At 63.2% G+C, this 25,955-nt stretch carries 26 protein-coding genes and 1 tRNA gene; 15 read left to right on the top strand and 12 right to left on the bottom strand.

The window, feature by feature from the left end:
- Window positions 1–58 precede the first annotated feature (58 nt).
- Window positions 59–673 (bottom strand): ribonuclease D, encoded by a 615-nt coding sequence (locus JQ558_RS10490; protein WP_212207445.1) that lies wholly within the window; start codon window positions 671–673, stop codon window positions 59–61.
- A 166-nt stretch (window positions 674–839) separates the two neighbouring features.
- Between JQ558_RS10490 and JQ558_RS10485 the strand changes: the two genes are divergently transcribed.
- Window positions 840–1,598 (top strand): NYN domain-containing protein, encoded by a 759-nt coding sequence (locus JQ558_RS10485; RefSeq protein WP_212207446.1) that lies wholly within the window; start codon window positions 840–842, stop codon window positions 1,596–1,598.
- Between the two features lie 302 nt (window positions 1,599–1,900).
- Entirely contained in the window at window positions 1,901–3,172 is a 1,272-nt protein-coding gene (locus JQ558_RS10480) for an MFS transporter (RefSeq protein ID WP_212293595.1), read from the top strand.
- 101 nt (window positions 3,173–3,273) lie between these two features.
- Here the strand turns inward: JQ558_RS10480 and JQ558_RS10475 are convergent.
- Window positions 3,274–3,360 (bottom strand) — tRNA-Leu (locus JQ558_RS10475).
- Window positions 3,361–3,584: 224 nt separating this feature from the next.
- Here JQ558_RS10475 and JQ558_RS10470 point away from each other — a divergent pair.
- Complete coding sequence (locus tag JQ558_RS10470; RefSeq protein ID WP_212207617.1) at window positions 3,585–4,553, top strand: complex I NDUFA9 subunit family protein; 969 nt, start codon at window positions 3,585–3,587, stop codon at window positions 4,551–4,553.
- Window positions 4,554–4,664: 111 nt separating this feature from the next.
- On the opposite strand, the gene JQ558_RS10465 is transcribed toward JQ558_RS10470, so the two are convergent.
- Entirely contained in the window at window positions 4,665–5,471 is an 807-nt protein-coding gene (locus JQ558_RS10465; protein WP_212207532.1) for an undecaprenyl-diphosphate phosphatase, read from the bottom strand.
- A gap of 374 nt (window positions 5,472–5,845) precedes the next feature.
- On the opposite strand from JQ558_RS10465, the gene JQ558_RS10460 reads away from it, so the two are divergent.
- From JQ558_RS10460 to JQ558_RS10450, 3 genes are read left to right on the top strand one after another with little or no spacing between them, the layout of a single operon-like run.
- Window positions 5,846–6,538: a glutathione S-transferase family protein gene (locus tag JQ558_RS10460; RefSeq protein ID WP_212293594.1), complete on the top strand. Its 693-nt coding sequence runs from the start codon at window positions 5,846–5,848 to the stop codon at window positions 6,536–6,538.
- Window positions 6,487–7,680 (top strand): tRNA epoxyqueuosine(34) reductase QueG, encoded by a 1,194-nt coding sequence (queG, locus tag JQ558_RS10455; protein WP_212293593.1) that lies wholly within the window; start codon window positions 6,487–6,489, stop codon window positions 7,678–7,680. Before JQ558_RS10460 ends, queG begins: the two co-directional genes overlap by 52 nt.
- A gap of 34 nt (window positions 7,681–7,714) precedes the next feature.
- On the top strand, window positions 7,715–8,512 hold the full coding sequence (locus JQ558_RS10450) for an acyl-CoA thioesterase domain-containing protein (protein WP_212293592.1): 798 nt from the start codon (window positions 7,715–7,717) through the stop codon (window positions 8,510–8,512).
- Window positions 8,513–8,649: 137 nt separating this feature from the next.
- Here JQ558_RS10450 and JQ558_RS10445 read toward each other — a convergent pair whose 3' ends face one another.
- Together JQ558_RS10445 and JQ558_RS10440 are read right to left on the bottom strand one after the other, a co-directional pair.
- Window positions 8,650–9,120, bottom strand: coding sequence for a nuclear transport factor 2 family protein (locus JQ558_RS10445; RefSeq protein ID WP_212293591.1), 471 nt, complete (start codon window positions 9,118–9,120; stop codon window positions 8,650–8,652).
- Window positions 9,121–9,301: 181 nt separating this feature from the next.
- The gene (locus JQ558_RS10440) at window positions 9,302–10,117 is read right to left on the bottom strand and encodes a carboxylesterase (protein WP_212293590.1); all 816 of its coding nucleotides are present in this window, start codon (window positions 10,115–10,117) and stop codon (window positions 9,302–9,304) included.
- A gap of 249 nt (window positions 10,118–10,366) precedes the next feature.
- Here JQ558_RS10440 and infC point away from each other — a divergent pair, with 249 nt between their 5' ends.
- A complete protein-coding gene (gene infC / locus JQ558_RS10435) occupies window positions 10,367–10,906 on the top strand; it encodes a translation initiation factor IF-3 (RefSeq protein WP_192736529.1) in 540 nt (179 codons plus the stop codon).
- 70 nt (window positions 10,907–10,976) lie between these two features.
- Here infC and JQ558_RS10430 read toward each other — a convergent pair whose 3' ends face one another.
- Window positions 10,977–11,873: a Gfo/Idh/MocA family protein gene (locus JQ558_RS10430; RefSeq protein WP_409410504.1), complete on the bottom strand. Its 897-nt coding sequence runs from the start codon at window positions 11,871–11,873 to the stop codon at window positions 10,977–10,979.
- 166 nt (window positions 11,874–12,039) lie between these two features.
- A complete protein-coding gene (locus tag JQ558_RS10425; RefSeq protein WP_212293589.1) occupies window positions 12,040–12,459 on the bottom strand; it encodes a hypothetical protein in 420 nt (139 codons plus the stop codon).
- A gap of 264 nt (window positions 12,460–12,723) precedes the next feature.
- Here JQ558_RS10425 and rpmI point away from each other — a divergent pair, with 264 nt between their 5' ends.
- Both rpmI and rplT read left to right on the top strand, forming a co-directional pair.
- Entirely contained in the window at window positions 12,724–12,924 is a 201-nt protein-coding gene (gene rpmI, locus JQ558_RS10420; protein ID WP_008539890.1) for a 50S ribosomal protein L35, read from the top strand.
- An 80-nt stretch (window positions 12,925–13,004) separates the two neighbouring features.
- Window positions 13,005–13,364: a 50S ribosomal protein L20 gene (rplT, locus tag JQ558_RS10415; RefSeq protein ID WP_192736192.1), complete on the top strand. Its 360-nt coding sequence runs from the start codon at window positions 13,005–13,007 to the stop codon at window positions 13,362–13,364.
- Window positions 13,365–13,389: 25 nt separating this feature from the next.
- Here the strand turns inward: rplT and JQ558_RS10410 are convergent, their stop codons facing one another.
- Window positions 13,390–13,794, bottom strand: coding sequence for a hypothetical protein (locus JQ558_RS10410; RefSeq protein WP_212293588.1), 405 nt, complete (start codon window positions 13,792–13,794; stop codon window positions 13,390–13,392).
- A gap of 144 nt (window positions 13,795–13,938) precedes the next feature.
- Between JQ558_RS10410 and pheS the strand changes: the two genes are divergently transcribed.
- Genes pheS through JQ558_RS10390 form a run of 4 tightly spaced genes read left to right on the top strand, consistent with a single transcriptional unit; the run spans window position 13,939 to window position 18,639 of the window.
- Window positions 13,939–15,021: a phenylalanine--tRNA ligase subunit alpha gene (gene pheS / locus JQ558_RS10405; protein WP_212293587.1), complete on the top strand. Its 1,083-nt coding sequence runs from the start codon at window positions 13,939–13,941 to the stop codon at window positions 15,019–15,021.
- Entirely contained in the window at window positions 15,018–15,404 is a 387-nt protein-coding gene (locus JQ558_RS10400) for a DUF559 domain-containing protein (protein ID WP_312014978.1), read from the top strand. Before pheS ends, JQ558_RS10400 begins: the two co-directional genes overlap by 4 nt.
- A complete protein-coding gene (pheT, locus tag JQ558_RS10395) occupies window positions 15,401–17,809 on the top strand; it encodes a phenylalanine--tRNA ligase subunit beta (RefSeq protein WP_212293586.1) in 2,409 nt (802 codons plus the stop codon). The genes JQ558_RS10400 and pheT overlap by 4 nt, the downstream gene beginning before the upstream one ends.
- Before the next feature lie 59 nt (window positions 17,810–17,868).
- Window positions 17,869–18,639, top strand: coding sequence for a sulfite exporter TauE/SafE family protein (locus JQ558_RS10390; RefSeq protein WP_212274540.1), 771 nt, complete (start codon window positions 17,869–17,871; stop codon window positions 18,637–18,639).
- A gap of 90 nt (window positions 18,640–18,729) precedes the next feature.
- Here JQ558_RS10390 and JQ558_RS10385 read toward each other — a convergent pair whose 3' ends face one another.
- The gene (locus JQ558_RS10385; protein ID WP_212293585.1) at window positions 18,730–19,455 is read right to left on the bottom strand and encodes an adenine nucleotide alpha hydrolase; all 726 of its coding nucleotides are present in this window, start codon (window positions 19,453–19,455) and stop codon (window positions 18,730–18,732) included.
- The gene (locus tag JQ558_RS10380; RefSeq protein WP_212293584.1) at window positions 19,455–20,873 is read right to left on the bottom strand and encodes an NAD(P)/FAD-dependent oxidoreductase; all 1,419 of its coding nucleotides are present in this window, start codon (window positions 20,871–20,873) and stop codon (window positions 19,455–19,457) included. Before JQ558_RS10380 ends, JQ558_RS10385 begins: the two co-directional genes overlap by 1 nt.
- 184 nt (window positions 20,874–21,057) lie before the next feature.
- Here JQ558_RS10380 and JQ558_RS10375 point away from each other — a divergent pair, with 184 nt between their 5' ends.
- Window positions 21,058–22,071, top strand: coding sequence for a YiiX/YebB-like N1pC/P60 family cysteine hydrolase (locus JQ558_RS10375; RefSeq protein ID WP_212274515.1), 1,014 nt, complete (start codon window positions 21,058–21,060; stop codon window positions 22,069–22,071).
- A gap of 3 nt (window positions 22,072–22,074) precedes the next feature.
- On the opposite strand, the gene JQ558_RS10370 is transcribed toward JQ558_RS10375, so the two are convergent.
- Window positions 22,075–24,219 carry a TonB-dependent receptor gene (locus JQ558_RS10370; RefSeq protein WP_212293722.1) on the bottom strand — a complete coding sequence of 715 codons (2,145 nt, stop codon included), beginning with the start codon at window positions 24,217–24,219 and terminating at the stop codon, window positions 22,075–22,077.
- 187 nt (window positions 24,220–24,406) lie between these two features.
- Between JQ558_RS10370 and nikR the strand changes: the two genes are divergently transcribed.
- Window positions 24,407–24,853, top strand: coding sequence for a nickel-responsive transcriptional regulator NikR (gene nikR, locus JQ558_RS10365; protein ID WP_212274514.1), 447 nt, complete (start codon window positions 24,407–24,409; stop codon window positions 24,851–24,853).
- Window positions 24,854–25,007: 154 nt separating this feature from the next.
- Here nikR and JQ558_RS10360 read toward each other — a convergent pair whose 3' ends face one another.
- Window positions 25,008–25,952 carry a hydroxymethylglutaryl-CoA lyase gene (locus tag JQ558_RS10360; protein WP_212293583.1) on the bottom strand — a complete coding sequence of 315 codons (945 nt, stop codon included), beginning with the start codon at window positions 25,950–25,952 and terminating at the stop codon, window positions 25,008–25,010.
- Window positions 25,953–25,955: the final 3 nt, after the last annotated feature.

Here is a 25,955-nt window from a genome sequence, read left to right as displayed (position 1 = left end):
GTAAACACCCCCCAGGCGACCCTGAATGCCCCCTGGGGCTGCTTCAAATCGCCCCGGTTCAGGAATGGGCGAAAATATCCTCGGCCTCCCAGCCGCCAAGGTCGAGCCTGGCCCGGGTCGGCAGGAAATCGAAACAGGCCTGCGCCAGTTCGGTGCGCCCCTCGCGCGCCAGCATGGCGTTGAGCCGTTCACGCAGGCCATGCAGATGCAGCACGTCGGAGGCCGCATAGGCGAGTTGCGCCTCGCTGAGGCTGGCCGAGCCCCAGTCGCTCGACTGCTGCTGCTTCGACAGGTCGATATTGAGCACCTCGCGCACCAGATCCTTCAGGCCATGCCGGTCGGTATAGGTGCGGCTCAGCCGCGAGGCGATCTTGGTGCAGTAGACCGGCTGCGGCATCACGCCGAAGGCATTGTAGAGGGCGGCCAGATCGAAGCGGGCGAAGTGGAAGATCTTGATGACCTTGGGATTGGCGAGCAGCGCCTTCAGGTTCGGCGCGTCGCTGTGGTCCTTCGGGATCTGGATCACGTCGGCGGTGCCGTCGCCATTCGACATCTGCACCACGCAAAGCCGGTCGCGGTGCGGATTGAGCCCCATGGTCTCGGTATCGATCGCAACCGAATCCGTGTAGCGGGAAAGATCCGGCAGATCGCCGCGATGCAGGCGGATGGTCATGGTATTGGGAACCTCTTCGAATCGGCAGAGCCTAAAGTCCTAAGGTAACGTCGAAATCGCCGCCAAACGAGGGGCCGGCGGGCCCAAATCACGCTACTTTAGGGGGCCTTTTCCAGAATCGGCGGAGTTGCGTCAATATGGCCGCGACCACAAAGGGGGTGCACCAATGAAAGCCGAACAGCAGCGCTTGCCTCGTTTTGCCGTGCTGATCGATGCCGACAACACCTCGCCGCTGATTGCCGGCGGCTTGTTCGAGGAAGTCGCCAAATTCGGCGAGGCCAGCGTCCGCCGCATCTATGGTGATTTTTCCGGGCCGCACCTCAAGTCATGGTCCGAGATCCTGCAAAAGCACGCCATCGATCCCTACCAGCAATTTGCCTACACCAAGGGCAAGAACGCATCTGACATCGCGCTGGTCATCGACGCCATGGACCTCTTGCACAGCGGACGGTTCGACGGCTTTTGCCTGGTGTCATCAGACAGCGATTTTACGCGCCTTGCCTCCCGCATGCGCGAGCAAGGCGCCGACGTCTACGGATTTGGCGCCCAGAAGACGCCGGAGAGTTTCAGGCAGGCGTGCCGCAGGTTTATTTACACCGAGAATCTTTTGCCGGCGGCGCAGGCGGCCTCCAACGCGGAGACGCCGTCCAAGCCGGTTTCCCTCCAGCCTCGGAGTGCCGCGATTCCAATACTGAAAAAGGCCATTTCGCAGATCGAGGGCGAGGACGGATGGGTTTCGCTGGGGCAGGTGGGCACGCAACTTTCAAACCTATTCTCTGATTTCGACCAGCGCTCATACGGTCATAGCAAACTCATCGATCTGGTCCGCAAGACGGATGCCTTCGACGTTGAAAGGATCGATAGCGGGCATGTGCGGATCAGGGCCAAGGAAACAGCCAAGAATCCGAAGGGCAAGGCGAAGTAGGTTTTTCCTGCCGCTATTCGGCACGAGAGCTGGCCGCGCTGAACGCAGCCATACACCCGCGCCGCGCTGGAGTCTCTCATCACATCCTCGCGAGAGCCGACGCGATTTTTTACTTTCGTAGCCATCTTTCGATACGTTGCATCGCCTTCGACAACCTCTCGCCCGATTTCGGCGCTTGATCATCGCCGCCCGCCTCGGCCCGCGCCGTCCGTGTGAATCGATCTGTCCCAGCTCATATGTTTTCCGGCCATGCGGCGTCCGTGCGGCGCGCCGCACGGCATCGCTCCCGACGAGAGAATGTCATGACCGAACCGATCGCGGCAGCGCCAACCGAGCAACAACCGGAGCAGGAGCGCGGCTTTTCGCGCTACCAGTCGTTCCTCATTGCGCTGCTGGCGTTCGCGCAATTCACGATCATTCTCGACTTCATCATCATGTCGCCGCTTGGCGCCATCCTGATGCCCGCGCTCGATATTACCGCCGGGCAATTCGGCGTGGCGGTTTCGGCCTACGCATTCAGCGCCGGCATTTCAGGCATCCTTGCCGCCGGCTTTGCCGATCGGTTCGATCGCAAGCGCCTGCTGCTGTTTTTCTACCTTGGCTTTACGTTGGGAACGCTGCTGTGCGCGCTGGCGCCGAACTATCATTTGCTTCTGCTCGGCCGGATCGTGACCGGACTGTTCGCCGGCGTGATCGGCTCGGTGGTGCTCGCCATCATCACCGATCTGTTTCCGCTGCACCAGCGCGGCCGTGTGATGGGTTTCGTGCAAACGGCCTTCGCCGCCAGCCAGGTGCTCGGCATTCCGGCCGGACTTTTTCTCGCCAACCACTGGAGCTGGCACGTCTCTTTCGGTGCGATCGTCGGCCTGTCGATCGTCGCGATAGCTGCGATCCTGCTCGTGATGCAGCCCGTGAACGCGCATCTGCGACTAAAGCAGGACAGGAACGCGTTCCGGCACCTGATCGCGACCATCGGGCAGCCGCGCTATACGCTGGCCTTTGCGGTGACGACGCTGCTGTCGACCGGCGGCTTCATGCTGATGCCGTTCGGCAGCGCCTTCACCGTGCACAATCTCGGCATCGACATCCTGCATCTTCCGACCATCTATCTCGTTTCCGGCGTTTTCAGCATTTTCATCGGGCCGCTGGTCGGACGGGCGAGCGATACTTTCGGAAAATTCCCGACCTTTATGTTCGGCAGCGCCGTTTCGGTGGTCATGGTGCTGATCTACACGCATCTCGGCCACGTCAGTCTGACGACCGCCATCATCGTCAACGTCCTGATGTTCGTCGGCATCTTTTCGCGCATGATCCCGTCGCAGGCGCTGATTTCAGCGATACCCGACGCCAGCCAGCGCGGTTCGTTCAGCGCGGTCAGCGCTTCGCTGCAACAACTCTCCGGCGGGCTCGGATCGGTGTTCGCCGCCGCGATCATCGCGCAAAACCCGGACGGCACGCTCCGGCATTTCGACTGGCTGGGCTACGTCGTGGTCGCAACCTCGATCCTGTCGCTGATCATGATGTATTTCGTGCAGAAGTCGGTCGCGGGTCAGGCCGCCAAGCACATGGTCTGAGGTTTGAGCGTTCCGCCAGCCGCGGCAACGGGCATGCGGTTTTGGGACCGGTCTGCAGGCCGGTCAGCCCGCCTTTCAGCGTCATCATGGGCATGGGCAAATGGTGCCCAGGAAAGGACTCGAACCTTCACGGCCGTTAAGCCACTGGCACCTGAAGCCAGCGCGTCTACCAATTCCACCACCTGGGCCCGGGCGGGTTAGTAAGGATCAGTCGCGAGCTTGTCAAATTGATGAATTGCGGGCTGGGCAATAAATTTTTGGCCCATCGCCCTTGCGGAAAACCGGAGCCCACTTTTCCGGGCGGTGTGCAAATATGCTGTACAGCGGCGGCGGGTTGGCGTATCGCGAATCCGCTAAATATCCCCATTAGCTCTCGAATTTGACCGCAGGAATGGACCCGGCAATGGACCCGATGGCATCGAACCAGGAAACGCTCGTCACGATCTTCGGCGGATCGGGCTTTCTGGGGCGAAACGTGGTCCGGGCGCTGGCCAAGCGCGATTATCGCATCCGGGTGGCGGTGCGGCGGCCGGAGCTGGCCGGGCATCTGCAGCCGCTTGGCAGGGTCGGCCAGATCCACGCCGTGCAGGCCAATTTGCGCTATCCGGCCTCGGTCGAGGCTGCCATGCGGGATTCCCAGATCGCGATCAACCTGGTCGGCATCCTGGCCGAGGGCGGCGCGCAGTCCTTTGACGCCGTGCAGGCCAAGGGCCCGGCAACGATCGCCAAGGCCGTCGCCGCCGCCGGCGGGCGGATGGTGCATGTCTCCGCGATCGGCGCCGACGAAAACTCGCCGTCGGGCTATGGCCGCTCCAAGGCCGCCGGCGAACAGGCCGTGCTGGCAGCCGTGCCTTCCGCCACCATCCTGCGGCCGTCGCTGATGTTCGGCCCGGAGGATCAATTTACCAACCGTTTTGCCGCGCTCGCGCGGATGTCGCCGGCGCTGCCGCTGATCGGCGGTGGCGAGACGAGGATGCAGCCGGCCTATGTCGGCGACGTCGCGACCGCGGTCGCGGAGGCCGTCGATGGCAAGGCAAAGCCAGGCGCGACCTATGAGCTCGGCGGGCCGGAAGTGCTAACCATGCGCGAGATCATGGAAATCATTCTTATCATCACCGAACGTAACCGCGCGCTGGTTTCGCTGCCGTTCGGCCTGGCGAAGCTGAACGCACTGTTCCTGCAATTCGCACCGGGCGCGCTGAAACTGACGCCGGATCAGGTCGCCATGCTGCGCTCGGACAATGTGGTGTCGGATGCGGCGAAGGCCGCAGGGCTGACGCTGGAAGGACTCGGCATCGCACCCGATTCGATGGAAGCGATCGCCCCGCAATATCTCTGGCGCTTCCGCGCCGCAGGCCAGTTCCAGCGGAAGGCCGTGTAAGCAACCGCCTCGATTCGTAGGATGGGTTGAGCTCTACGCGAAACCCATCAATTGGTCGGCAAAGGTGATGGGTTTCGCAAGAGCTCACCCCATCCTACGATTCTGCAGGACCTACCGTCCCAGCGCCAGCGCGATCAGGCCGACCGTGCCGGCGATCACGCGCCACCACGCGAAAAACGTAAAGCCGTGGCGCGTGACGTAGGTCAAAAACGTCTTCACCACGATCATCGCGGTGATGAAGGAAACCACGAAGCCGATGGCGACGACGCCGATGTGATCGGTCGTCATCTCGCCGCGGTTCTTGTAGAAGTCATACGCGAACGCGCCGATCATGGTCGGGATCGCCAGGAAGAATGAGAATTCCGCGGCCGACCGCTTGTCCGAGCCGAGCAGCATCGAAGCCACAATGCTGGCGCCGGAGCGCGACACGCCGGGAATCATCGCCACGCACTGCGCGATGCCGATCCACAGATACATCATCAGCGGGAACCGCGTGGCGTCGAACTCGCGCGGTTTGAGCTCGAGCTGATCGACCCAGATCAGGATTGCGCCACCCACGATCAGCGAGAAACAAACCACCCACGGATTGAACAGCAGTTCCTTGATGTATTTGCCGGCAACCAGGCCGACGATGACAGCCGGCAGGAACGCCACCAGCACGCCGATGACGAAGCGCCGGTCGTCGGGGTTGGAGAACATCCCGAGTGCGACCCGCCACAATTTGGTGAAATAGAGCACCACGATCGCGAGAATCGCGCCGAGCTGAATCAGCACGACAAAACTCTGCCAGAAATTGCCCTCACCGAGGCCAAAGAAGCGTTGCGCCAGCAGCAGATGGCCGGTCGAGGAAACCGGTATGAATTCCGTCACACCCTCGACGATGCCGAGAATCACCGCCCGCACTGCATCTGACATCATGATTGGGTCCGTTTCCGATCGAAATCAGCCGAAAAAGCCGGGCCCTTCTCGCCTATTCAAACCCATCTCGCAATCGCAAAAAAACAGCAAACACCGGTTGCCTCGTATGCAGGCTCGGCTATAGCGTTTCGAGCGAACCGACACCGGATCGCGTAGCAATCTGCGTGAGGAAAACGCGCCGAAACAAGTGATTGCGGCCTCCCTTCTGATTTCAATCGGGACCCGAATAGGGTCTAGTGGCTCCGTTCGACTGACGCGGCCTTGAAGAGATTGAGGGTTTTTTAAGCGCCGCGAACTAACCCCGAGGATTCCTGATCCAAGGACTTCCAATTCCAAGGACTTCCAACTCCAAGGGCTTCCGATTCAAGGACTTCATGTACACGCTGCACCATCATCCGTTCTGCCCGCATTCGCGTTTCATTCGCCTGATCCTCGGCGAACACGGCCTCGATCTGCGCCTGGTGGAAGAACGGGTCTGGGAACGTCGCGAGGCGTTTCTCGCGCTCAACCCCGCGGGCACCACGCCGGTCCTGATTGCCCAAGGTTATCCCGCGATACCCGGCGTCGGCATCATCGCCGAATATCTCGATGAGGTGCATGGCCCCAGTGCCGACGAGCGGCGCATGCTGCCGGTCTCGATGGGCGAGCGCATCGAGGTGCGCCGGCTGATGGCGTGGTTCAACGAAAAATTTTTCGAGGAGGCCTCCAATCCGCTGGTGACCGAGCGCATCTACAAGCGCTTCATGAGCGAGGAGAATGGCGGCGGCGCCCCGGCGGCCGACGTGATCCGCGCGGCCAAGGTCAATGTGCGCTATCATCTGGCCTATATCGGCTGGCTGGCGCAGACGCGGAACTTCCTTGCCGGCGACCGGCTGACCTACGCGGACCTCGCCGCCGCGGCGCACCTTTCGGCGATCGATTATCTGGGCGATGTGCCATGGAGCGAGGACGACGCGGCAAAGGCGTGGTACGCGCGGGTGAAATCCCGCCCGTCGTTCCGTCCGTTGCTGAGCGAATGGCTGGCCGGCGTGCCGGCGTCGCAGAGCTACGTGGACCTCGACTTCTGAACAAGGCCAGACTCTCCGACGAAGATCTCAAGGCCGCGCTGGCGCATGAAGCGCGCGCGCTCGGCTTCGATGGCATCGGCGTCACCGGTCCTGAAGCGATCGTTCAGGCCGGGAAACATTTTCATGAGTTCCTTCAGACCGGCGCCCATGGCGACATGGACTGGCTCGCCGCCAGCCCCGAGCGCCGCACCGATCCGCGCGTGCTGTGGCCCGGCGTGCGCTCGGTAATCATGCTCGGCGTCAATTACGGGCCGGATGAAAATCCGCTGCACATTCTCGAAAAGCGCACGCGCGGTGCGATCTCGGTCTATGCGCAAGGTGACGACTATCACGATTTGATCAAGAAGCGCCTCAAGGCGCTGGCGCGATGGCTGGTCGCGATGTCGGGCGACGAAGTCAAGGTGTTCGTCGATACCGCGGCCGTGATGGAAAAACCGCTGGCGCAGGCGGCTGGATTGGGCTGGCAGGGCAAGCACACCAATCTGGTGTCGCGCGAGTTTGGGTCATGGCTGTTTCTCGGCGCGATCTACACCGCCACCGACCTGCCGCGCGACGAGGCGGACGCCGATCGTTGCGGTTCCTGCCGCGCGTGCCAGGACATCTGCCCGACCGCGGCATTCCCGGCGCCCTACAAGCTCGATGCGCGCCGCTGCATTTCCTATCTCACGATCGAAAACAAGGGCCCGATCCCGCGCGAATTCCGCAAGGCGATCGGCAACCGCATCTATGGCTGCGACGATTGCCTCGCCATATGCCCGTGGAACAAGTTCGCGCAACAAGGGCGCGAAACAAGACTGGCCGCCCGCACGGAATTGCGCGCACCGTCACTTTCGGAATTGGCCCGGCTCGACGACGGCGCGTTTCGCGCGCTGTTTGCGAAATCGCCGGTCAAGCGCATCGGGCGCGACCGCTTCATTCGCAATGTGCTGATTGCAGTCGGCAACTCCGACGATGCGTCACTGGCACATGAGGCGGAACGATTGCTTGACGACGAAAGCGCGCTGGTGCGGGGCGCGGCGGCCTGGGCGCTGTCGCAGCTGATGCCACCGGAAGCCTTTGCCGAACTGGCGAGCCGAGCCGCAGCCGGCGAGACCGACGCGACCGTTCGCGCGGAATGGATGGATTGCGCCCTGCCCGCTTGATTTTGCCCCGCGGTTTCCGTCATGTTCGCCGGTCATGACAAATCAGCCCTTCTTCGCCAAAAACGGCGACGCCTTCATCCCCAATCCGGTTTCGAACGGTCCGTGGAATCCGACCTCGATGCATGGTCGTGTCGTGGTCGGTCTTCTGGCCCACGTGATCGAGGAGCGCCACGGCTCCGACGAATTCGTGCCGGCACGGCTGACGGTCGACATGTTCCGGCTGCCGGACATCCACACGCCGGTGGAGGTCACCACGCGGCTGATCCGCGAGGGCCTGCGGATCAAGGTGGTGGAAGCCGAGTTTTTCTCCGGGACCACCCGCATGGCGCGGGCCTCCTGCCAGTTGTTGCGCCGGACGGAAAATGCTCCGGGCAATGTCTGGTCGCCGTCGAACTGGGACGCGCCGCTGCCCGAAACGATCCCGGCGCCGACCGACCCCAAGCTCGGCATGAACGGCAAATGGACGACCAGGCCGATCGCAGGCCACATGGGCTCGCTCGGCCCGCGGCGTTTGTGGATGAGCGAGGTCCGTGAACTGGTCGAGGGCGTGCCGATGTCGCCCTTCGTCCATGTCGCCACCGGCGCGGATTTCGCCAGCCCGTTTGCCAATGCGGGCGATAAAGGCCTCGGCTATATCAACAGCGACGTCACGCTGTATCTGCACCGCCTGCCGGTGACGCGATGGATCGGCTTCGACGTGGTCAACCATCACGCCAGCGACGGCGTCGCGATCGGCGAGTGCTGGCTCTATGACGAGAAGGGCCCGATCGGCACGTCGACGGTGGCAGCATTGGCGCAGAAGAAGCCGATGACGAACGTGCCGCCGCCGTAGGATTCTTCCGTCATTGCGAGCCACCGGGTCTCGCGAACGCGAGCCCGATGACAGGCTCCGCGAAGCAATCGATATCTGCACTCGGGGACAGATGGATTGTTTCGTTGCTATCGCTTCTCGCAATGACGGCTGCGCCGTCACTCCACCAAATGCCGCGCCATCTCGGGCCGCGCCTTCAGCGCGGCGCCCTGCTTGGCGACGATCTTGGCGATCCGCTCGGGCGCAAAATTCAACTGGACGAAAGCCGGCGCGGTGTTGGCGACCTCGTGATATTCGAGAATCTTGCCGTCGCGCAGCCGCATGATCGAAACGCCCTCGAACATCGCCCGCGCGCCCTTGGCCTCCGGCAGCGTCGAGCGGTAGCTGAACGTATAGCGCGCATAGAGCGTCTGGCCGTCGCTGACGGGACTGTGCATGTCCCAGCGAAAGTCGGTGGCCGTGCGATAGAACCAGTCGTCGATCAGCTCGGCGATTTTGGCGCGGCCGGTGAACGCGCCGTAGAACACGTCGTGATAAACGCCGTCTTCGGTGAACAATTCGGCGAACGCTTTGCCGTTGTGCTGTTCGACGCGATCGCAGAACGCGCGCAGCAGTTCGGATGTGTTCATAGCGTTTGTCTCCCGGCCGTTGTTTCTTCCCCCTCTCCCCTTGTGGGAGAGGGTGGCACGGACGCGAAGCATTCGAGACGGGTGAGGGGTTGTCTCCGCAAACGCAGTGCCCGCGGATAGAGACCCCTCATCCGGCGCTTCGCGCCACCTTCTCCCACAAGGGGAGAAGGGAAGAAGAAACTTACCCCATCTCCGCCACGGCGGCGATGATCCTTGCAATATCCTGCGGCCGCGACAGGCGGTGATCGCCGTCCTGGATCATGGTCAGCACCACATCCTCGCTCGGCAGCCGGTGCGCCAGCGCGAACGCGTGCTGCCAGGGCACGTCAGGGTCCTGCCCGCCTTGCAGGATGCGCACGGGGCAGCCGACCTCGATGGCGCTGCCGAGCAGAAGGTGATTGCGGCCGTCCTCGATCAGCGCGCGCGTGATCGGATAGGGCGCGCCGTCGCCATATTGCGACGGCCGCATCCAGACACCCTTGGTCTGGATCTCCTCCTGAATTTCGGGCGTAAACTGGTTCCACATCAATTGCTCGGTGAAGTCGGGCGCCGGTGCGATCAGCACCAGTCCCGCCAAGCTCGGCTGGCTCGCTTGCGATGCCGCCTGGCTCGCTTCCCGCTTTGCAATCTCACGCGACAGCAGCAGCGCCATCCAGCCCCCCATCGACGAGCCGATCACGACCTGGGGGCCGCGACAAAACCGCGCGAACACGGCAACGCTTTCCTCCAGCCAGCGCCCGATGGTGCCGTCGATGAAGGCGCCGCCGGACTCGCCATGGCCGGAATAGTCGAACCGGACACAGGCGCGGCCCTGTTCGGCGGCCCAGGCATCCAGCGCCAGCGCCTTGGTGCCCTTCATGTCGGAGTTGAAACCACCCAGCCAGATCAGGCCGGGAGTACCTCCGGCGCGGGCCCGCACCGCGATTTTGCGCTTGTCCTCGCCGCTACCCACCTCGATGAAGGCCGGTTCCTGATCGTTTACCGCTGAATTGGTCATGGATTCGCTACTCTTGCCCGCTGCTTTGTCGGCGAGCCCACCTTCTGGGTCAACCACCGGTCAACGCTGGCAAGCGCACAGGCAATCTCGGGGCTGTCCTTGCAGAACGTGCCGTTGCGCTATATTTGCCGGGCGTGACCAAAATGCCTCGCATTTGACGGTTTTCGAGCGCAGACAGCGAGTTCGCTTGCTCAGCGCCGCGTATTGCTTCAAAATATAGCCTTCCTTCACAGCATTGGAGAATTACCCATTCGCCGTCCCAACAGAGCCCCGCCCGCTGCAGCCAAAGACGGGCCGCGCACCAATGATGAAATCCGCAACGCGCAGATCCAGCTGATCGATCAGAACGGCACCAACCACGGAACGGTCGAGACCGTGGTAGCCGTCAAGATGGCCCTTGAAGCGGGCATGGATCTTGTCGAGATTTCGCCGAACAATAATCCTCCCGTTTGCAAGATCATGGACTACGGGAAGTTCAAATATTCCGCGCAGAAAAAAGCCGCTGAAGCCCGCAAGAAGCAGAAGGTCGTCGAGATCAAGGAGATCAAGCTGCGGCCGATGATCGACGATCACGATTACGACGTGAAGATGCGCGCGATGCAGCGGTTCTTCGAGGAAGGCGACAAGGTCAAGATCACCTTGCGCTACCGCGGCCGCGAAATGGCCCACCAGGAGATCGGCACCAAGCTCCTGGACAAGGTCAAGGCCGACGTCGCCGAGTTCGCCAAGGTCGAGCAGGACGCGCGATTCGAAGGCCGCCAGGTCGTGATGGTACTGGCGCCGCGCTGAGCGTCAATACGCGCTCAATCGATAGCGAAACACGCCCTCGGAATTGATCCGGGGGCGTTTTCAATTGGCGTCACGCGCTAACTTCGACGTCGCGGCGTTCGCGGCCCGAAATCATGGCGGCATCGATGCACGTAATGATGTGCCGTCCGTAGTCGCCGGTAACCGGCACATCCGTGCCATGAAGGATCGCCGCCGCCATCGCCTGCCATTCCCTGACGACGGCGTTCTGCATCCACACAGGATCATGGGAGTTCGGAACGTCCGTCCACGTTCCGTTTCGTCCGATTGCAACCCCGCGATCGAAGTCGATCCGGAGCGTGCCGCGCTCGCAGACGAGGTCTATGTCGAAGGTTCCAGCGCCGTCGCGGAAGCCGATGCTGGCCACCTGGGCGAACCGGCCGTCGGTAAAACGCAGCAGCATCATGGCGCTGTCATCGGCTTTTTGATCGTGAAACGACGTGCTGACCGCGGCCGAAACCGACCCGACCCGGCCGTTCATCAGCCAGACCAGCTGATCCAGTGCGTGGATCCCGGCCGTCATCAGCATGCCGCCGCCGGTTACGGGATCGAGGTGCCAGCCACGGCGGTTCGGCTCCATCCAGATCTTCTGCAGCGAACTCGACCCCGTCACGGGCCTGCCGAGCTCACCGCGATCGAGGATCTCGCGCGCCACGAGGCAGGGCCAGACGAAATGCATGATCTGCCCGACCATCAGTTTGCGACGGCCGGTTTCGGCGGCCGCAATGATGCGGCTGCATTCGGCGACCGACAGCGCCATCGGCTTTTCCAGCAATACGTGCTTGCCGGCCTGCAGCGCGGCCACCGCCAACTCGCAATGCAGGTGATGCGGCGCCGTGATCGCGACGGCGTCGACCGACTTGTCACCAAGCATCGCGCGCCAATCGCCATATGGCTTGCCGCCATGTTCGGCGGCGAACCTTCGGCGAGCGCCAGTTCTTCCGCACACACTGCGACGACGCTGACATCCGGAACGGCCGCAATCGCGCGCGCGTGAAAGGCGCCGAAAAATCCGGCGCCCAGAATACCTACTCCCAGCATCAGACGTCCCTTGATCGAGCCGCGTCTTGCGCGCGTGCCATCAAGTTACAGCCAATGCGGCGGATACGGCAAAGTCAGCTGCGTGTGGCCTGCCAGGTGCCGCTGCAGCGATCGCCGGTGATGATGCCGCTCCAGGAGCCGGCGCCGCTGGTGCCGGCGAGCCGGCCGCCGCCGCTGGCCTTGGACGCGCCAACCGACACGTTGACGGCAACCGCGCCGCCACGGCTGACCGAGCCGGAGACCCTGCCCCCGCCTGCCGATGACACCCGGGTTCCCATCACCTGGAACGGGACGCTGTAGCCGGAACTGCAATTGCCCCGGGTGGTAGCAAACACCACGTTCCAGGTGCCGTTGTAGGCGCCTGAGGCTCTGGCCGCGTCGGCGGAGGAGGGCACCGCGGTCACGGCAAGCGCGGCGAACACGGGGAGCCAGCGCAGGGTCGAAAAGTGGGAAAAGGTGGGGAAGCGGGAAATGGAACGATGAAATCTGGTCATTTTGGTCCTGCCAGGGCTGAGACGGGGATCACATCAACGACTACGTCACAGCACAGGGTTTACCGGTTCAACGTTGCAAACATGCGTCTGGTCTGCCATAAGCCCAGCCTTCATCGCCCGGCTGATTAAGGGCTGCCGTGTCGATGACCCCGTGCGGGTGGCTTCGTTTCGAAAAAACCTGAGCACTTTCAACGCTCTAACGAGCATTTTAAGCCGCAAAAGCGCCCCTCGGGGCGCGTTTTCTTGTGGCCATAGGAGAGCCAAATGCCCAAGCTGAAGACCAAGTCAGGCGCTAAAAAGCGCTTCAAGGTGACTGCCACCGGCAAAGTGATGCACGCCCAACGCGGCAAGCGCCACGGCATGATCAAGCGGACGAAGAAGCAGATTCGTCAGCTCCGCGGCACGCGCGTGCTGTTCAAGACCGACGGCGACAACGTCAAGAAGTACTTCTTGCCGAACGCCTGATCGCGCTCGCATTTCCGATTTAGCCGGCCGCGTGCGCGCGGCAATCCGTCACCTGATTTCAGATTTTAAGGATAGCAGTCATGTCTCGCGTCAAACGCGGTGTGACCTCTCACGCCAAGCACAAGAAAGTCTACAAGGCCGCCAAGGGCTTTTCCGGCCGCCGTAAGAACACCATCCGCGCCGCCAAGGCCGCGGTCGAAAAGGCCGGGCAATACGCCTTCCGTGACCGCAAGCGCAAGAAGCGCACGTTCCGCGCGCTCTGGATCCAGCGCATCAATGCCGCGGTCCGTCCGTTCGGCATGACCTACAGCGTCTTTATCAACGGCCTCTCGAAGTCGGGCATCACGGTGGACCGCAAGGTGCTGTCGGATCTCGCCATCACCGAGCCGGCGGCGTTCCAGGCGATCGCCGAAAAGGCCAAGGCTGCGCTCGCAGCCTGAGCTTCAGGGCGTTCGAGTTGAGGCATTAGCGAGCCCGTGCAGGGCTCGCAGCTTTCAGCGCCCGCTGCGAGTAACGCTGGGCGACCTTCGCCCGGCAGAACGCCGCGAACGAAATATACATCGTTCCCTCTTCGTGGCTGAACTTGCGGTCGCAGGCATCCTTTTCGTGCTGATAGGCCTTTTTCTGCGCCCGCTTGAGGCGGGCGAGGAAGTCGCCCTCGCATTTCTCCTCAACGGCGTCGGTGAGCCCAACGTCACCGGTGGCCCCGCCTGAGCAGGCCGAGGCGATTTGCATGGCACGGTTGCAGCTCGCCGCCTTCATCTTGGTCAAGACGTCGTCCCTCGATTTCGCTGGACAATCTTCGGCGGCGGCAGGTGCGGCAAACGACAGAACGAGGGCCAGAACGGCCACCCCAGGTGCAAAACGCATCGTGTATTCCTTCTCGGCTCACGATGAGTAGAGCGCGCGGGATCAAGGGTTCAAAAGCCGCCTGATCCGGTTACGGGCTTTTTGCTTGACGTTTTAGCCCGGGAGCGGCGACAACCGGCGGCCTTTTGCGAAAGAGATTTGACCGTGTCCGACCTCACAACACTCGAACAGACCATCCTCACCGATATCGCCGCCGCCGCTGACGAAGCCGCGCTGGAAGCGGTGCGCGTTGCCGCGCTCGGCAAGAAGGGATCGATCTCCGCGCTGCTGGCAACGCTCGGCAAAATGTCGCCGGACGAGCGCAGGACCCAGGGCGCCGCGATCAACGTCGCCAAGGACAAGGTCACGCAGGCGCTGACCGCGCGCCGCGATATCCTGAAATCGGCAGCGCTCGACGCCCGCCTTGCTTCCGAGACCATCGACGTCACGCTGCCGCTGCGCGATCCGGTGGCTGAACAGGGCCGCATCCATCCGCTGAGCCAGGTGATGGATGAGCTGACATCGATCTTCGCCGACATGGGATTTGCGATCGCCGAAGGTCCCGATATCGAGACCGACGACTACAATTTTACAAAACTGAATTTCCCCGAAGGCCATCCGGCGCGGGAGATGCACGACACGTTCTTCTTCAACCCGAAGCAGGACAATTCGCGCATGCTGCTCCGCACGCACACCTCGCCGGTACAGGTGCGCACCATGCTGAACCAGCAGCCGCCGATCCGCGTGGTCTGCCCGGGCCGTACCTATCGCATCGATTCCGACGCGACGCATACGCCGCAGTTCCACCAGGTCGAGGGCCTCGTCATCGACAAGGGCTCGCATCTCGGCCACCTCAAATGGATCCTGCACGAGTTCTGCAAGGCGTTCTTCGAGGTCGACCACATCAACATGCGGTTCCGCCCGTCGTTCTTCCCGTTCACGGAGCCCTCGCTCGAGGTCGACATCCAGTGCCGGCGCGACAAGGGTGAAATCCGGTTCGGCGAAGGCGAGGACTGGCTGGAGATTCTCGGCTGCGGCATGGTGCATCCGAACGTGCTCCGCGCCTGCGGCATCGATCCGGACGTCTATCAGGGCTTTGCCTGGGGCATGGGCATCGATCGCATCGCGATGCTGAAATACGGCATGTCCGATCTCCGTCAGCTGTTCGACAGCGACGTCCGCTGGCTCAACCATTACGGCTTCAAGCCCCTCGACATCCCGACGCTGGCGGGGGGATTGAGCACGTGAGCGCGCGCGAACTCCGAAAGAATTCCACCGATGCTGAACGTATCCTCTGGTCCGAACTCCGCGATCACAAGCTGAACGGCATCGGCTTCCGGCGCCAGGTGCCGATCAAGAACTACATCGCCGACTTCGCCTGCCATGCAGCAAAGCTGGTGGTCGAGCTCGACGGCGGACAACTTTTTTCGGATCAAGCCGAGCAGGCTGACGCCGTTCGATCGTCGGTGATTGAGGCCAGAGGCTTCCAGGTGCTCCGCTTCAGCAATCTCGACGTGATGACAAATCGCGCCGGAGTACTCGAAACGATTGCCACTACCGTTGTGGCGCGAGCCCCCACCCTGACCCTTCCCCGCAAGCGGGAGAGGGGACGAGAGAAGCAACCATCATGAAGTTCACGCTCTCCTGGCTGAAGGAACATCTCGACACCGACGAGCCGCTGGAAAAGCTCGCCGACAAGCTCACCATGATCGGGCTTGAGGTCGAGCAGATCGACGACAAGGCCAAAGCGCTGGCGCCGTTCTCGATTGCGCGGGTGATTTCGGCCGAACAGCATCCGAATGCCGATCGTTTGCGCGTCTGCATGGTCGATACCGGCGACGGTGGCGCACCGGTGCAGGTGGTTTGCGGCGCGCCAAACGCGCGCGCCGGCCTGATCAGCGTGTTCTCGCCGCCCGGCACGTTCATTCCCGGCAAGAACATCACGCTCGGCGTAGGCACCATCAGAGGCGTCGAGAGCCGCGGCATGCTGTGCTCGGCGGCCGAACTGCAGATTTCCGAAGACCATGACGGCATCATGGAGCTGCCGGCCGATGCGCCCGTCGGTGCGCCCTACGCGCAATGGGCCGGGCTCGGCGATCCCATGATCGAGATCAACCTGACGCCGAACCGGCAGGATTGCACCGGCGTGCACGGCATCGCCCGCGATCTTTCCGCCGCCGACATGGGCAAGTTCAAAGATCCCGGCATCAAGCCGATCAAAGGCGAGTTCCCCTGCCCGGTGCAGCTGACGGTGGAAGACGCCACGCTGTGCCCCGGCTTTGCGCTGCGGCTGGTGCGCGGCGTCAAGAACGGCCCGTCGCCGGAATGGTTGCAGAAGCGCCTGACCTCGATCGGACTGCGTCCGATCAACGCGCTGGTCGATATCACCAACTTCATGACCTACGACCGCGCCCGTCCGCTCCATGTGTTCGACGCCAAGAAAGTGAGGGGCAATCTCACCGTGCGCCGCGCGCGCGACGGCGAGAGCCTGCTGGCGCTCGACGGCCGCACCTACACGCTCGATCCCGCCATCTGCGTGATCGCGGACGAGCATGGCGTAGAGTCGCTCGCCGGCATCATGGGCGGCGAAGCCTCCGGCTGCGACGAGAACACCACCGACGTGCTGATCGAATCGGCGCTGTGGAACGATATCAACATCGCGCAGACCGGCCGCAAGCTCGGCGTCAATTCGGATGCGCGCTATCGCTTCGAACGCGGCGTCGATCCAGCGTTCATGGTGCCCGGACTTGAGCTCGCGACCAAAATGGTGATGGAGCTGTGCGGCGGCACGCCGTCGGAGAATGTCGTCGTCGGCAATCCCTTCGGCGAAGACCGCGTGATCGATTTCCCGCTTCATGAGGTCAAGCGCCTCGCCGCCATCGAAGTGCCGCTGGTCGAGATGAAGCGCATCCTCAGCCATCTCGGCTTCATGGTGGCCGGCAGCGGTCCGATCGTGAAGATCGCGGTGCCCTCCTGGCGTACGGATATCGGAGGCAAGGCCGATATCGTCGAGGAGATCGTGCGCATCGTCGGCGTCGACAAGGTGCCGATGACGCCGTTCGAGCGCGGTGACGCGCCGCGCAAGCCGGTGCTCACCACGATCCAGCTGCGCACCCGCCGCGCCAAGCGCGCGCTGGCCGCCCGCGGCATGGTCGAGGCGGTGACGTGGTCGTTCATTGCAAAGCCCGCGGCGGAATTGTTCGGCGGCGGACAGGCCGAGCTTGCGCTCGCCAATCCGATCGCATCTGATCTCTCCGACATGCGGCCGAGCCTGCTGCCCGGCCTGATCGCCGCCGCGCAGGCCAATGCCAATCGCGGCTCGTCCGATGTCGCGCTGTTCGAGGTCGGCCAGGTGTTCAAGGGCGACAAGCCGGAAGACCAGCTGGTCGCGGCGTCCGGCGTGCGCCACGGCTTTGCCTCCGCAGGGGGCATGGGGCGGCACTGGTCCGGCGCAGCGGAGGTCGACGCGCTCGACGCCAAGGCCGACGCGTTTGCGGTGCTCGCGGCCGCGGGCGCGCCGATGCAGGCGCTGCAGATCGTGCCGGGCGGCGCGAGCTGGCTGCATCCGGGACGCTCCGGCACCATCCAGATCGGCCCGCAAAACGTGCTGGGTTATTTCGGCGAATTGCATCCGCGCACGCTGGAGGCGCTCGGCGCCGACGGGCCGCTGATCGCGTTCGAAGTGATCCTCGATCGCGTTCCCGACGCCAAGCAGAAGCCGACCCGCGCCAAGCCCGTGCTTGAACTTTCCGCGTTCCAGCCGGTGTCGCGCGATTTTGCCTTCATCGTCGACCGCGCCGTCAAGGCGGGCGATATCGTGCGCGCCGCGCAGGGTGTCGACAGGAAGCTGGTCACGGGCGTCACCGTGTTCGACGTCTACGAGGGCAAGGGCATCGATGAGAGCAAGAAGTCGGTCGCGATCGCCGTGACCATCCAGCCGCGCGAAAAGACGCTCACCGATCAGGAGATCGACGCGGTGGCGGCGAAGATCGTGGCCGAGGTAACCAAGAAGACCGGCGGCACCTTGCGCGCATGATGCCGAACGGCGTGAGCGGTTCGGACATCACGCCCAAAAACGCGTTCCAGAAACAGAACATGAGCCTCGAAGGCCTGATCCCCGCCAGCGTCAGCCTCACCGCCGCAATCGCGATCTGCGCGATTGCGTTCGTGTCCGGCTTGGCGCGCGGCTTTTCCGGCTTCGGCTCCGCACTGATCTTCATGCCGCTGGCGAGCAGCATGGCGGCGCCGCAGCTGGTAGCGGCGCTGCTGCTGATCATCGATTTCATCGCAGCCGCGCCGCTGGTCCCCAACGCGTGGAAACAGGCCGACCGCAGGGCGACCGCGGTGATGGTGTTCGGCGCGCTGATCGGCGTTCCGATCGGCACCTATTTCCTGAGCCGGCTCGAACCGGTCACCACGCGCTGGATCATTTCCGCCTTCGTGTTTGCGCTTCTGCTGTTGCTGCTCTCCGGCTGGCGCTACCGGGGCAAGGACCATGCAAGCATTTCGGTCGGCATCGGCGGCGTATCCGGCTTTTGCAGCGGGCTGGCGCAGACCGGCGGGCCGCCGATCGTCGGCTACTGGCTCGGCCGCCCGATCGCCTCCAACATCGCACGGGCGAACATCCTGCTGTTCTTCGGTGCGTCGGATTTCTTCTCGGTCGTCAGCTACAGCCTGACCGGGCTGATCACGATGGAAGCGATCAAGTTTTCGCTGCTGGTCGGGCCCGTCTACGGCATCGGCGTCTGGCTCGGCGCCTCCTTGTTCGGCCGCGCCAGCGAGACATTGTTCCGCGCGATCTGCTACGCGCTGATCGCGATGGCCGTCATCGCCGGCCTGCCTGCGCTGGACGGCGTGCTGCGCTAGTTGCAGCGCGATTTCAAATGCATCGTCGTCCCGGCGAAGGCCGGGACCCATACACCGCGGCTTCAGTTTGGCGGAAGGTATCTGCTACCTTTACCCTAGTGTGAGATCACGCGGTATGGGTCCCGGCCTTCGCCGGGACGACGACATTTGTTCCAGCACCAGATCGCAATAGGCGTAGCCGTCGCGCTCGACGCGCTCACCGGTGCTGACGGAAAGTCGGTGCGAGAACATCGGCCCCGCCACCACGCAGGTGTGAAACTCGCCGTTCTCGCCGCAAGGATCGACGCTATCAGGCAGGTCAGCCAACAGCTGCGCATCGAATTTGCGGCCGGCGAATTCCGCCGACAGCTTCTTCATGTCGACGGTCGCAAGATAGGCTTCCAAACCACAACCCATCATCGCCCGCGCCAGTTCGGGCGTTGGCCGGTCCCAGAGTGGAAAGATTGGCGTGATGCCGGTGCCGGCGAGTTTCGCTTCGCGATAGGCGCGAATGTCGCGCAGGAACAAATCGCCGAAAATCATATGCGTGACGCCGTCCGCCACGGCCTCCGCGACCGCCTCGCCCATGCGGGCCTCATAGATCTCGTTCGGGCAGGGATACGGGATCGGCACGATGCGTTGCGGCAGGCCCGCGGCTTCGCATTGCGCCTGCAGGATCTCCTGCCGCACGCCGTGGATCGAAACGCGGCCGAACGTCTCCGTCACGGTGGTCAGCGCGCCCACCACATCGAATTCACCCGCGCGCCGCACTTCGTGCAGCGCAAAGGCGCTGTCCTTGCCGCTCGACCACGAGATCAGCGCCTTCGGTCGCACCATCAGTTGAACTGCGACGATGGCATTGCCGCCTTCGGCTGCGGTGCCCGCCGGCGCTGCTTCGGTGGTGGCGCCGCCGGTTCAGGATCTCTCAACGCGCCGATCCTGCGCAACGCCGCTTCGGCGGCGCGCTCGCCGCTTTCCCAAGCACCGTCGATCGTGCCCCACAAGGTTTCGTGCGTGGCTTCGCCGGCGAGATACATGCAGCCGAACGGCTCGGTCAGAACCTTTCGCGAGGCCTGCGCGCCCGGCCCGGCCGCGGACATCGCGCCGAGCGCGAACGGCGCGGCGTTCCAGCGCGTCGCACTCGATTTCTTCACCGCCGCCGCGACCTCGCTGCCGTACAGCTTGGTCAACCACTCCACCGCAAATGCGATCATGGCTTTTTCGCCCTGCGCGGAGAGATCGCGGCCGAACGAGCCGGCGACGTCGATCGAACATAGCGATGACGACCCCATATTGGCGTACAGCAAGGCGGTGCGCGTCGAGTTGCTCTGCTCGATGATGATGTCGTCGCGGGCTAATCCCAGCGGATTACCCGGCATTTGCAGCGCGATGCGGTCAAAGCTGCCGAGGCTCAGTTTGGCGGCGGCATCCAGCGTGCGCTTGGGAATGTCGGGCGTGAATTTGATGTTGCCCGCGGTCAGCACGTTGCTCGAGACCGTCACGACGGCGGCGCGCGCGACAATCTTGCCGGACGGCGTTTCCACCGCAACGTCGCGGCTGCCCCAGGAAATCCGGTTCGCAGGCGTCGACAGCGCCAACGGCACCTGCTCGCCGAGTTTCGTGATCAGCGTCCCCAGCCCCTGACGGCAGGCGATCGCGGTGTTGCGATCCTGCGCGCGGATCTTGTCGACGACAGAGAGATCCTTGAGATCCTTGCCGGCGAAATTGGCGCCGAGCACGAATTCGGTGGTGCCCGCCCAGTCGCCGAGGTCTTTGGGCAGCGCCGAGGCGCAGGAGACGTCGAACCGGCGCGAAGCCTCGTCGATGGCGCGGTTGGCGCGCACCAAAGCTGCAAGAAACTCCTCGGTCTCGCCGGCGCGGGCGTTGCGGCGGCCGATGCGGATTTTCTGGCCTGACGGCGCGGTGATAATCTCGAGCCCGGCCGATCGCGCAAGCTTGATCATCGGGTTGGTTTCGGGATTGTGCATCCAGCGCGCGCCGCGATCGAACGGCACTTCGAAGGTGGTGGTATCGGTCTGGCAGCGGCCGCCGATCTGGCTTGCCGCTTCCACTACGATCACCTTGCGGTTCGCCGCCATGACCCGCCGCGCCGCAGCAATGCCGGCGGCGCCGGCGCCGATCACGACAATGTCAGCCTCACGCGGCAATGGCGCGGCCCCCGCCCGCCCGCCGAAAACCGGCATCACCGCCAGGCCTGCGGACGCCGAGAGGAAATCGCGGCGGGTCATTGTCATGTCATGGTTTCCGGGGCCTTGAAACAAAGAGAACAGCTAGCGAACTCTGCCGCATCTCACCGTGCGCAGCAACACTCATGGTGAATCAATCCTGATTGACCCGCCTCACGCATGAACTAAATTGAAACGGCTTACGACCATGCTAATGGAGAATAAAAGCGGTCAAAGAACCGCGGGGGATTTCATGGGCGTAATGCTCGATACGATCGGCCAGTTGATTGCGGGCTACCTGCAGAAGGAAGTCCCGGGCTATGAACCGTTCACGCCCAGCGATCCCGAGCATCTGCGCGGCGTCATCGAGCCCGGCGATGTGCTGCTGGTCGAGGGCAACAACCGCATTTCCGGCATCATCAAATACCTCACGCAATCCACCTGGTCGCATGCCGCGCTCTATGTCGGCCCGATCGATGGCGCGACGGAACCGGACGGCGAACCGCATGTCCTGATCGAAGCCAACATCGGCGAAGGCGTGACGTCGGCGCCGCTGTCGAAATATTTTCCCTATCACACCCGCCTCTGCCGTCCGGTCGGACTGTCCTATGAGGACCGCATCACGGTGTGCCGCTACGCCATCAACCGGATCGGCTTCGGCTACGACACCAAGAACATCGTCGACCTGGCGCGATACCTGTTCCCGATGCCGGTGCCGCAGCGCTGGCGGCGGCGCATGATCGCGTTCGGTTCCGGCGATCCCACCAAGATCATCTGCTCGGCGCTGATCGCGCAGGCGTTCGACGCCGTGCGTTATCCGATCCTGCCCAAGATCACGCGCGCCGCCTCGCGAAAGGCCCGCCGCGAGATTCTCCACATTCGCGATTCGTCGCTCTACATGCCGCGCGATTTCGATATCTCGCCCTATTTCGAAGTCGTCAAACCCACCATCGTGCACGGCTTCGACTATCTGGCCTTGCATTGGGCCGACAAGCAGAAGCCGCTCCAGGAGGTAGCGGGCGAATTCCGTGTGTTTCCAGAAGTCGAGTCGCCGTCGCTTGTTCCTGAGGAGGCTAACGAAGAGGCGCCGGTTCCGGTTTCGGCTGAAGAAGTGACCGAGGTCGCGGTAGCGACCGAGGTCGCCGTGCAAACGACCCTGGTCGAACGCGTGACCGTGTCGGAGCATTTTCTCGCCGTCGAATATGTCCCGGTCCGCCTGCCGCAACGCCGCGCCCGTCGGCGCAACAAGGTTATTGAGGCGGCGTAAGCGCTAAAACCTTCCTGCCAGCGTCAGCCGCACCGCGAGCGGTTCTGCCGGATGCACATGGCGATCGGCAACACCGCCGATCGGCTCGCCCGGCAACCGCGACAGATAATAATATTCAATCTGGTTGGTCTTCGCGTTGAAGAGATTGAGCACGTCGAGCTGCAGGCGCAGTCCGTTGTCGAACCGGTAACCGGCGCGCGCATTGAAGATCAGCGATGAAAGCGACCGCACGCTGTCGTCCTCGATCAGCGGACGCGGACCGAAATAGCGTCCCTTCAGCGCGCCGAACCAACCTGTCTCATGGCCGAAGGTGATGGCACCACTCGCAATCCAGGCCGGCGCACCGGGGATGCGATCGCCCGCGGCGTCGAAATCGGTGAAGCGGGCGCGGGTATAAGCAACATCCAGATCGAACGTCAGCCACGGCACCGGCTTGTACTTGTTGGTCCATTCCACACCGACGCGGCGGCTCGGCCGGCTGGCCTCGGTGGTGCCGGCGTCGCCGACGAACAGCAATTCGGAATCGAAGTCGAGCATGAAGACCGCGACCGAACTTGTTAGGCCATCGATCGCCCTGGTGCGGACGCCGAGTTCGGCGCCCTTCGAGCGCACCAGCAGCGGCACCCGATCCTGCGGCGTTACCTTGTCGATCGGATCGACCGTGATCGTCGCGCCGCGGATGTCGTTGGAGTGCAGGCCATAGCCGGCATTTCCGAAAAACTCCGTCTTGTACCAGGGTCCAAGCACGATGCCGGCCTTCGGGCTCGCCATCGACGCCTGCGCATTGCCGGAGTTTTCCGGCGTGTCGCTCAGCACGCTTCCGGCGTGGACGTCCTCGCGAATGCCGACAGTGGTACGCAGCCAGTCCGTCCAGCGTGTCGTGCTATCCATCCAGACGCCGACATTGCCTTCCCTGACGCGGTCCTCACGCACGGTCGAAAGCCAGCCGCGCTGCTGGGTCTTGAACAGGCCGACATGGATATCGTCATAACGGCTTTGCAGGCCGATTCGTGTTTGCGTCTCAAGTCCGTCGAGGCGCCAATCGAAGGCGTGCCGAGCATCGAAGCCGCCGAGGGTACGGCTGTCGCGCTGGTTGAACTGGTCGCCATTGACGGGGTCGTCTAGGAAATAGGTGAAATTGTTGTAGAGCTGCAAGTTGGATCGGACGACATAGGCGTTGATCTTGCTCTGCCCGTATTCGCTCGAATGCGCGAAATTGCCGGACAGGCTGAAGCGGCTGGCGACGCCGCCGTCGGTCGGATCGAGCGTACCGAAGCGGCCGATCACGCCCTGGTCGACCGCGCGCTGCGCCACTTGGTCGGTCGAGTTCCAGGCGTTGGAATAGGCCATGGCGGTCAGCGTCATTCCGTCGGTCGCAGTACCCTGGCTGTAGCGCATGACGCCGTTGATCTTGCGCACATCGTCCGGCACGTCCCATGGACCGTTGTACTTCACGCCTTCGATGGCGGAGAGCAGCGTACCCGCACCGACCGCAACTGAACCGGCGGCCACCCCGCGCCGATACCCGAAACTGCCAACCGTGAACGCAGCCAGGTTTTTCGGCAGTTTCGTCAGGTAGTCGATTTCGAGCGAGCCGGCGGAGCTGAAGTCGCCCGCATCGGCAAAATACGGACCCTTGCGGACATTCAGCGACTGGATCAGCTCAGGGATCAGAAAGTTGATATCGGCATAGCCCTGCCCGTGGCCATGCGTCGGCATGTTGACGGGCATGCCGTCTACCTTGATGGAAAGATCAGTCCCGTGATCAAGGTTGAAGCCGCGCAAAAAATACTGGTTGGCTTTGCCCTCGCCGGAATGCTGGGTGACAATCAGCCCGGGAACGACCTCCAGCGCCTCACCGGGCCGCAGAAACGGAACGGCATTCACTTCCGCGCCGCTGATGCGCACGGCGCTGGCGGCGGTGGGCTGCAGGGCAGCCGCGCCGTCGGATGATGTACCAGGCGCCACGCCGCTGGCGCCCGCGGTTACCGGCTGGTTCGAGTTGATCGCCGTTCTATTCCGCGCGCCACGATTTTGCGACAGTTTTGACCGGGCGGCCCGCTTGGGCGTCGGGTCGGAAGCGGTGATGGTGACAGGCGGAAGCTGGCCAAGTTGAGCCGCCCGCTCCTGCGCCTCGGCCGGGAGCATCAGGACGGCAGAAGAAGCCGTAGCGGAGAATATCCGCAACAAGACTGTACGCACCGCCCTGCCCCCGCATGATAACTGCTACAGTCCGAGAGCGGCTGCGCTACACCTAACCCGGCCCCTCACGCTACCAAGCCCGGTATGATGATACAATAAAAATATCATACTGCCGAAAAGCACGGAATCCCAGATGCAACGGATCACCATCACGATCGAAGACGATTTGCTCGCCGAGATCGATGCCGCAGCGCAAACGCGCGGCTACCAGAATCGCTCCGAGATCATCCGCGACCTCGCCCGATCAGGCCTGCAGCAAAGCGCCGAGGACGCCGCACCGTCAGGGCAATGCGTCGCCGCGCTGGTCTATGTCTACGATCACGCCGCGCGCGACCTCTCAAAACGGCTGGTGCAGAATTTCCACGGCCATCACGATCTGTCGTTGGCGACGCTGCACGTCCATCTCGACGACGACAGCTGCATGGAAGTGACGGCGCTGAAGGGCGCCTCCGGCGAGGTCCGGCATTTCGCCGACCACATCATCGCCGAGCGCGGCGTGCGTTACGGCCGCGTGGTGATGATCCCGACCGCGGCGGACAAGAAGCCGAAGGCGCGCAAGCACGCGCATAAGCACGACTAGGGGTTGGGTCGCCTCGCCCCAAACAACACCGTCATGCTTCACTCAAGTAAGAAAGACGTGGATGGCCGGGCATAGGCGAGCGTGAGCGACGCCGTCCTTCAGACGGCTATGCCCGGCCATGACGAAATGTAGAGCCAGGCGAGGGAGAACTAAATCACGCCGCCTTCGCCGTCCCGCACGGCAATCCGGCGCGTGCCATCCCGCCATAGAGTTGCTCGTCCGGCATTTCCGATTTCAGGATTGATCGCACCGCGACCAGTTTGTTGATATCGATGCCGGTCGCAAAACCCTTGCTCTCGCACAGGAACACGAGGTCCTCGAACACGACGTTGCCGGTCGCGCCCGGCGCGAACGGACAGCCGCCGAGGCCGCCCAGCGATCCGTCCAGCACGCGTGCGCCGGCATCGAGCGCCGCCGAGGCGTTGGCGATACCCATGCCGCGGGTGTCGTGCAGATGAATGCAGACCGGCTTTGGTCCCGCGATCTTCACCACGGCCGCCGTCAATTCCCCGACCTGCTTCGGCCCGGCATAGCCGACGGTATCGGCGACCGCGACCATGTCGACGCCGGCCTCGAACAGCTTTTCCGCAATCCTGATCACTTCGTTCGGATCGACGGCACCGACGATCGAACAGCCCAGCGCCATCGAGATCGCAGCGTTCACGACAGGTTTGTGCGCGGTGGCGTCGCGCAATTCGCAGAGCCGCTTGACGTTGGCGATCGCAGATTTGCGGCTGCGGTTGGCGTTGGCCTGGCTGTGCTCTTCGGTCGCCGAGACCACGGTGGCCACTTCAGCCACGCCTGATGCCAACGCCTCGTTGACGCCGCGCTCGTTCAGCGTCAGCGCGATGCCATAGGCGCCCGGCAGTGACGCGATGGTGGCGATGACCTCGCGCATGTCGGTGAATTGCGGGAAGGTTTTGGCCGGCAGGAACGAGCCGACCTCGAAATGCCGCACGCCGGCGGCATATTCATCGCGGATCCAGCGCTGCTTGGCCGCCGTCGAGGGAAACTTCTTCACCAGCTGCAGCCCGTCGCGCAGGCCCACTTCACGCAGAATGATCTTGTTGTCGGGATAGACATCCTGAAGACGGGTCATGGC

This window comes from Bradyrhizobium sp. AUGA SZCCT0160 (genome assembly GCF_018130105.1).
Lineage (GTDB): Bacteria > Pseudomonadota > Alphaproteobacteria > Rhizobiales > Xanthobacteraceae > Bradyrhizobium.
The sequence above is the reverse complement of the archived record's forward strand: the minus strand, read 5'-3'. Positions and strand labels throughout refer to the sequence as shown.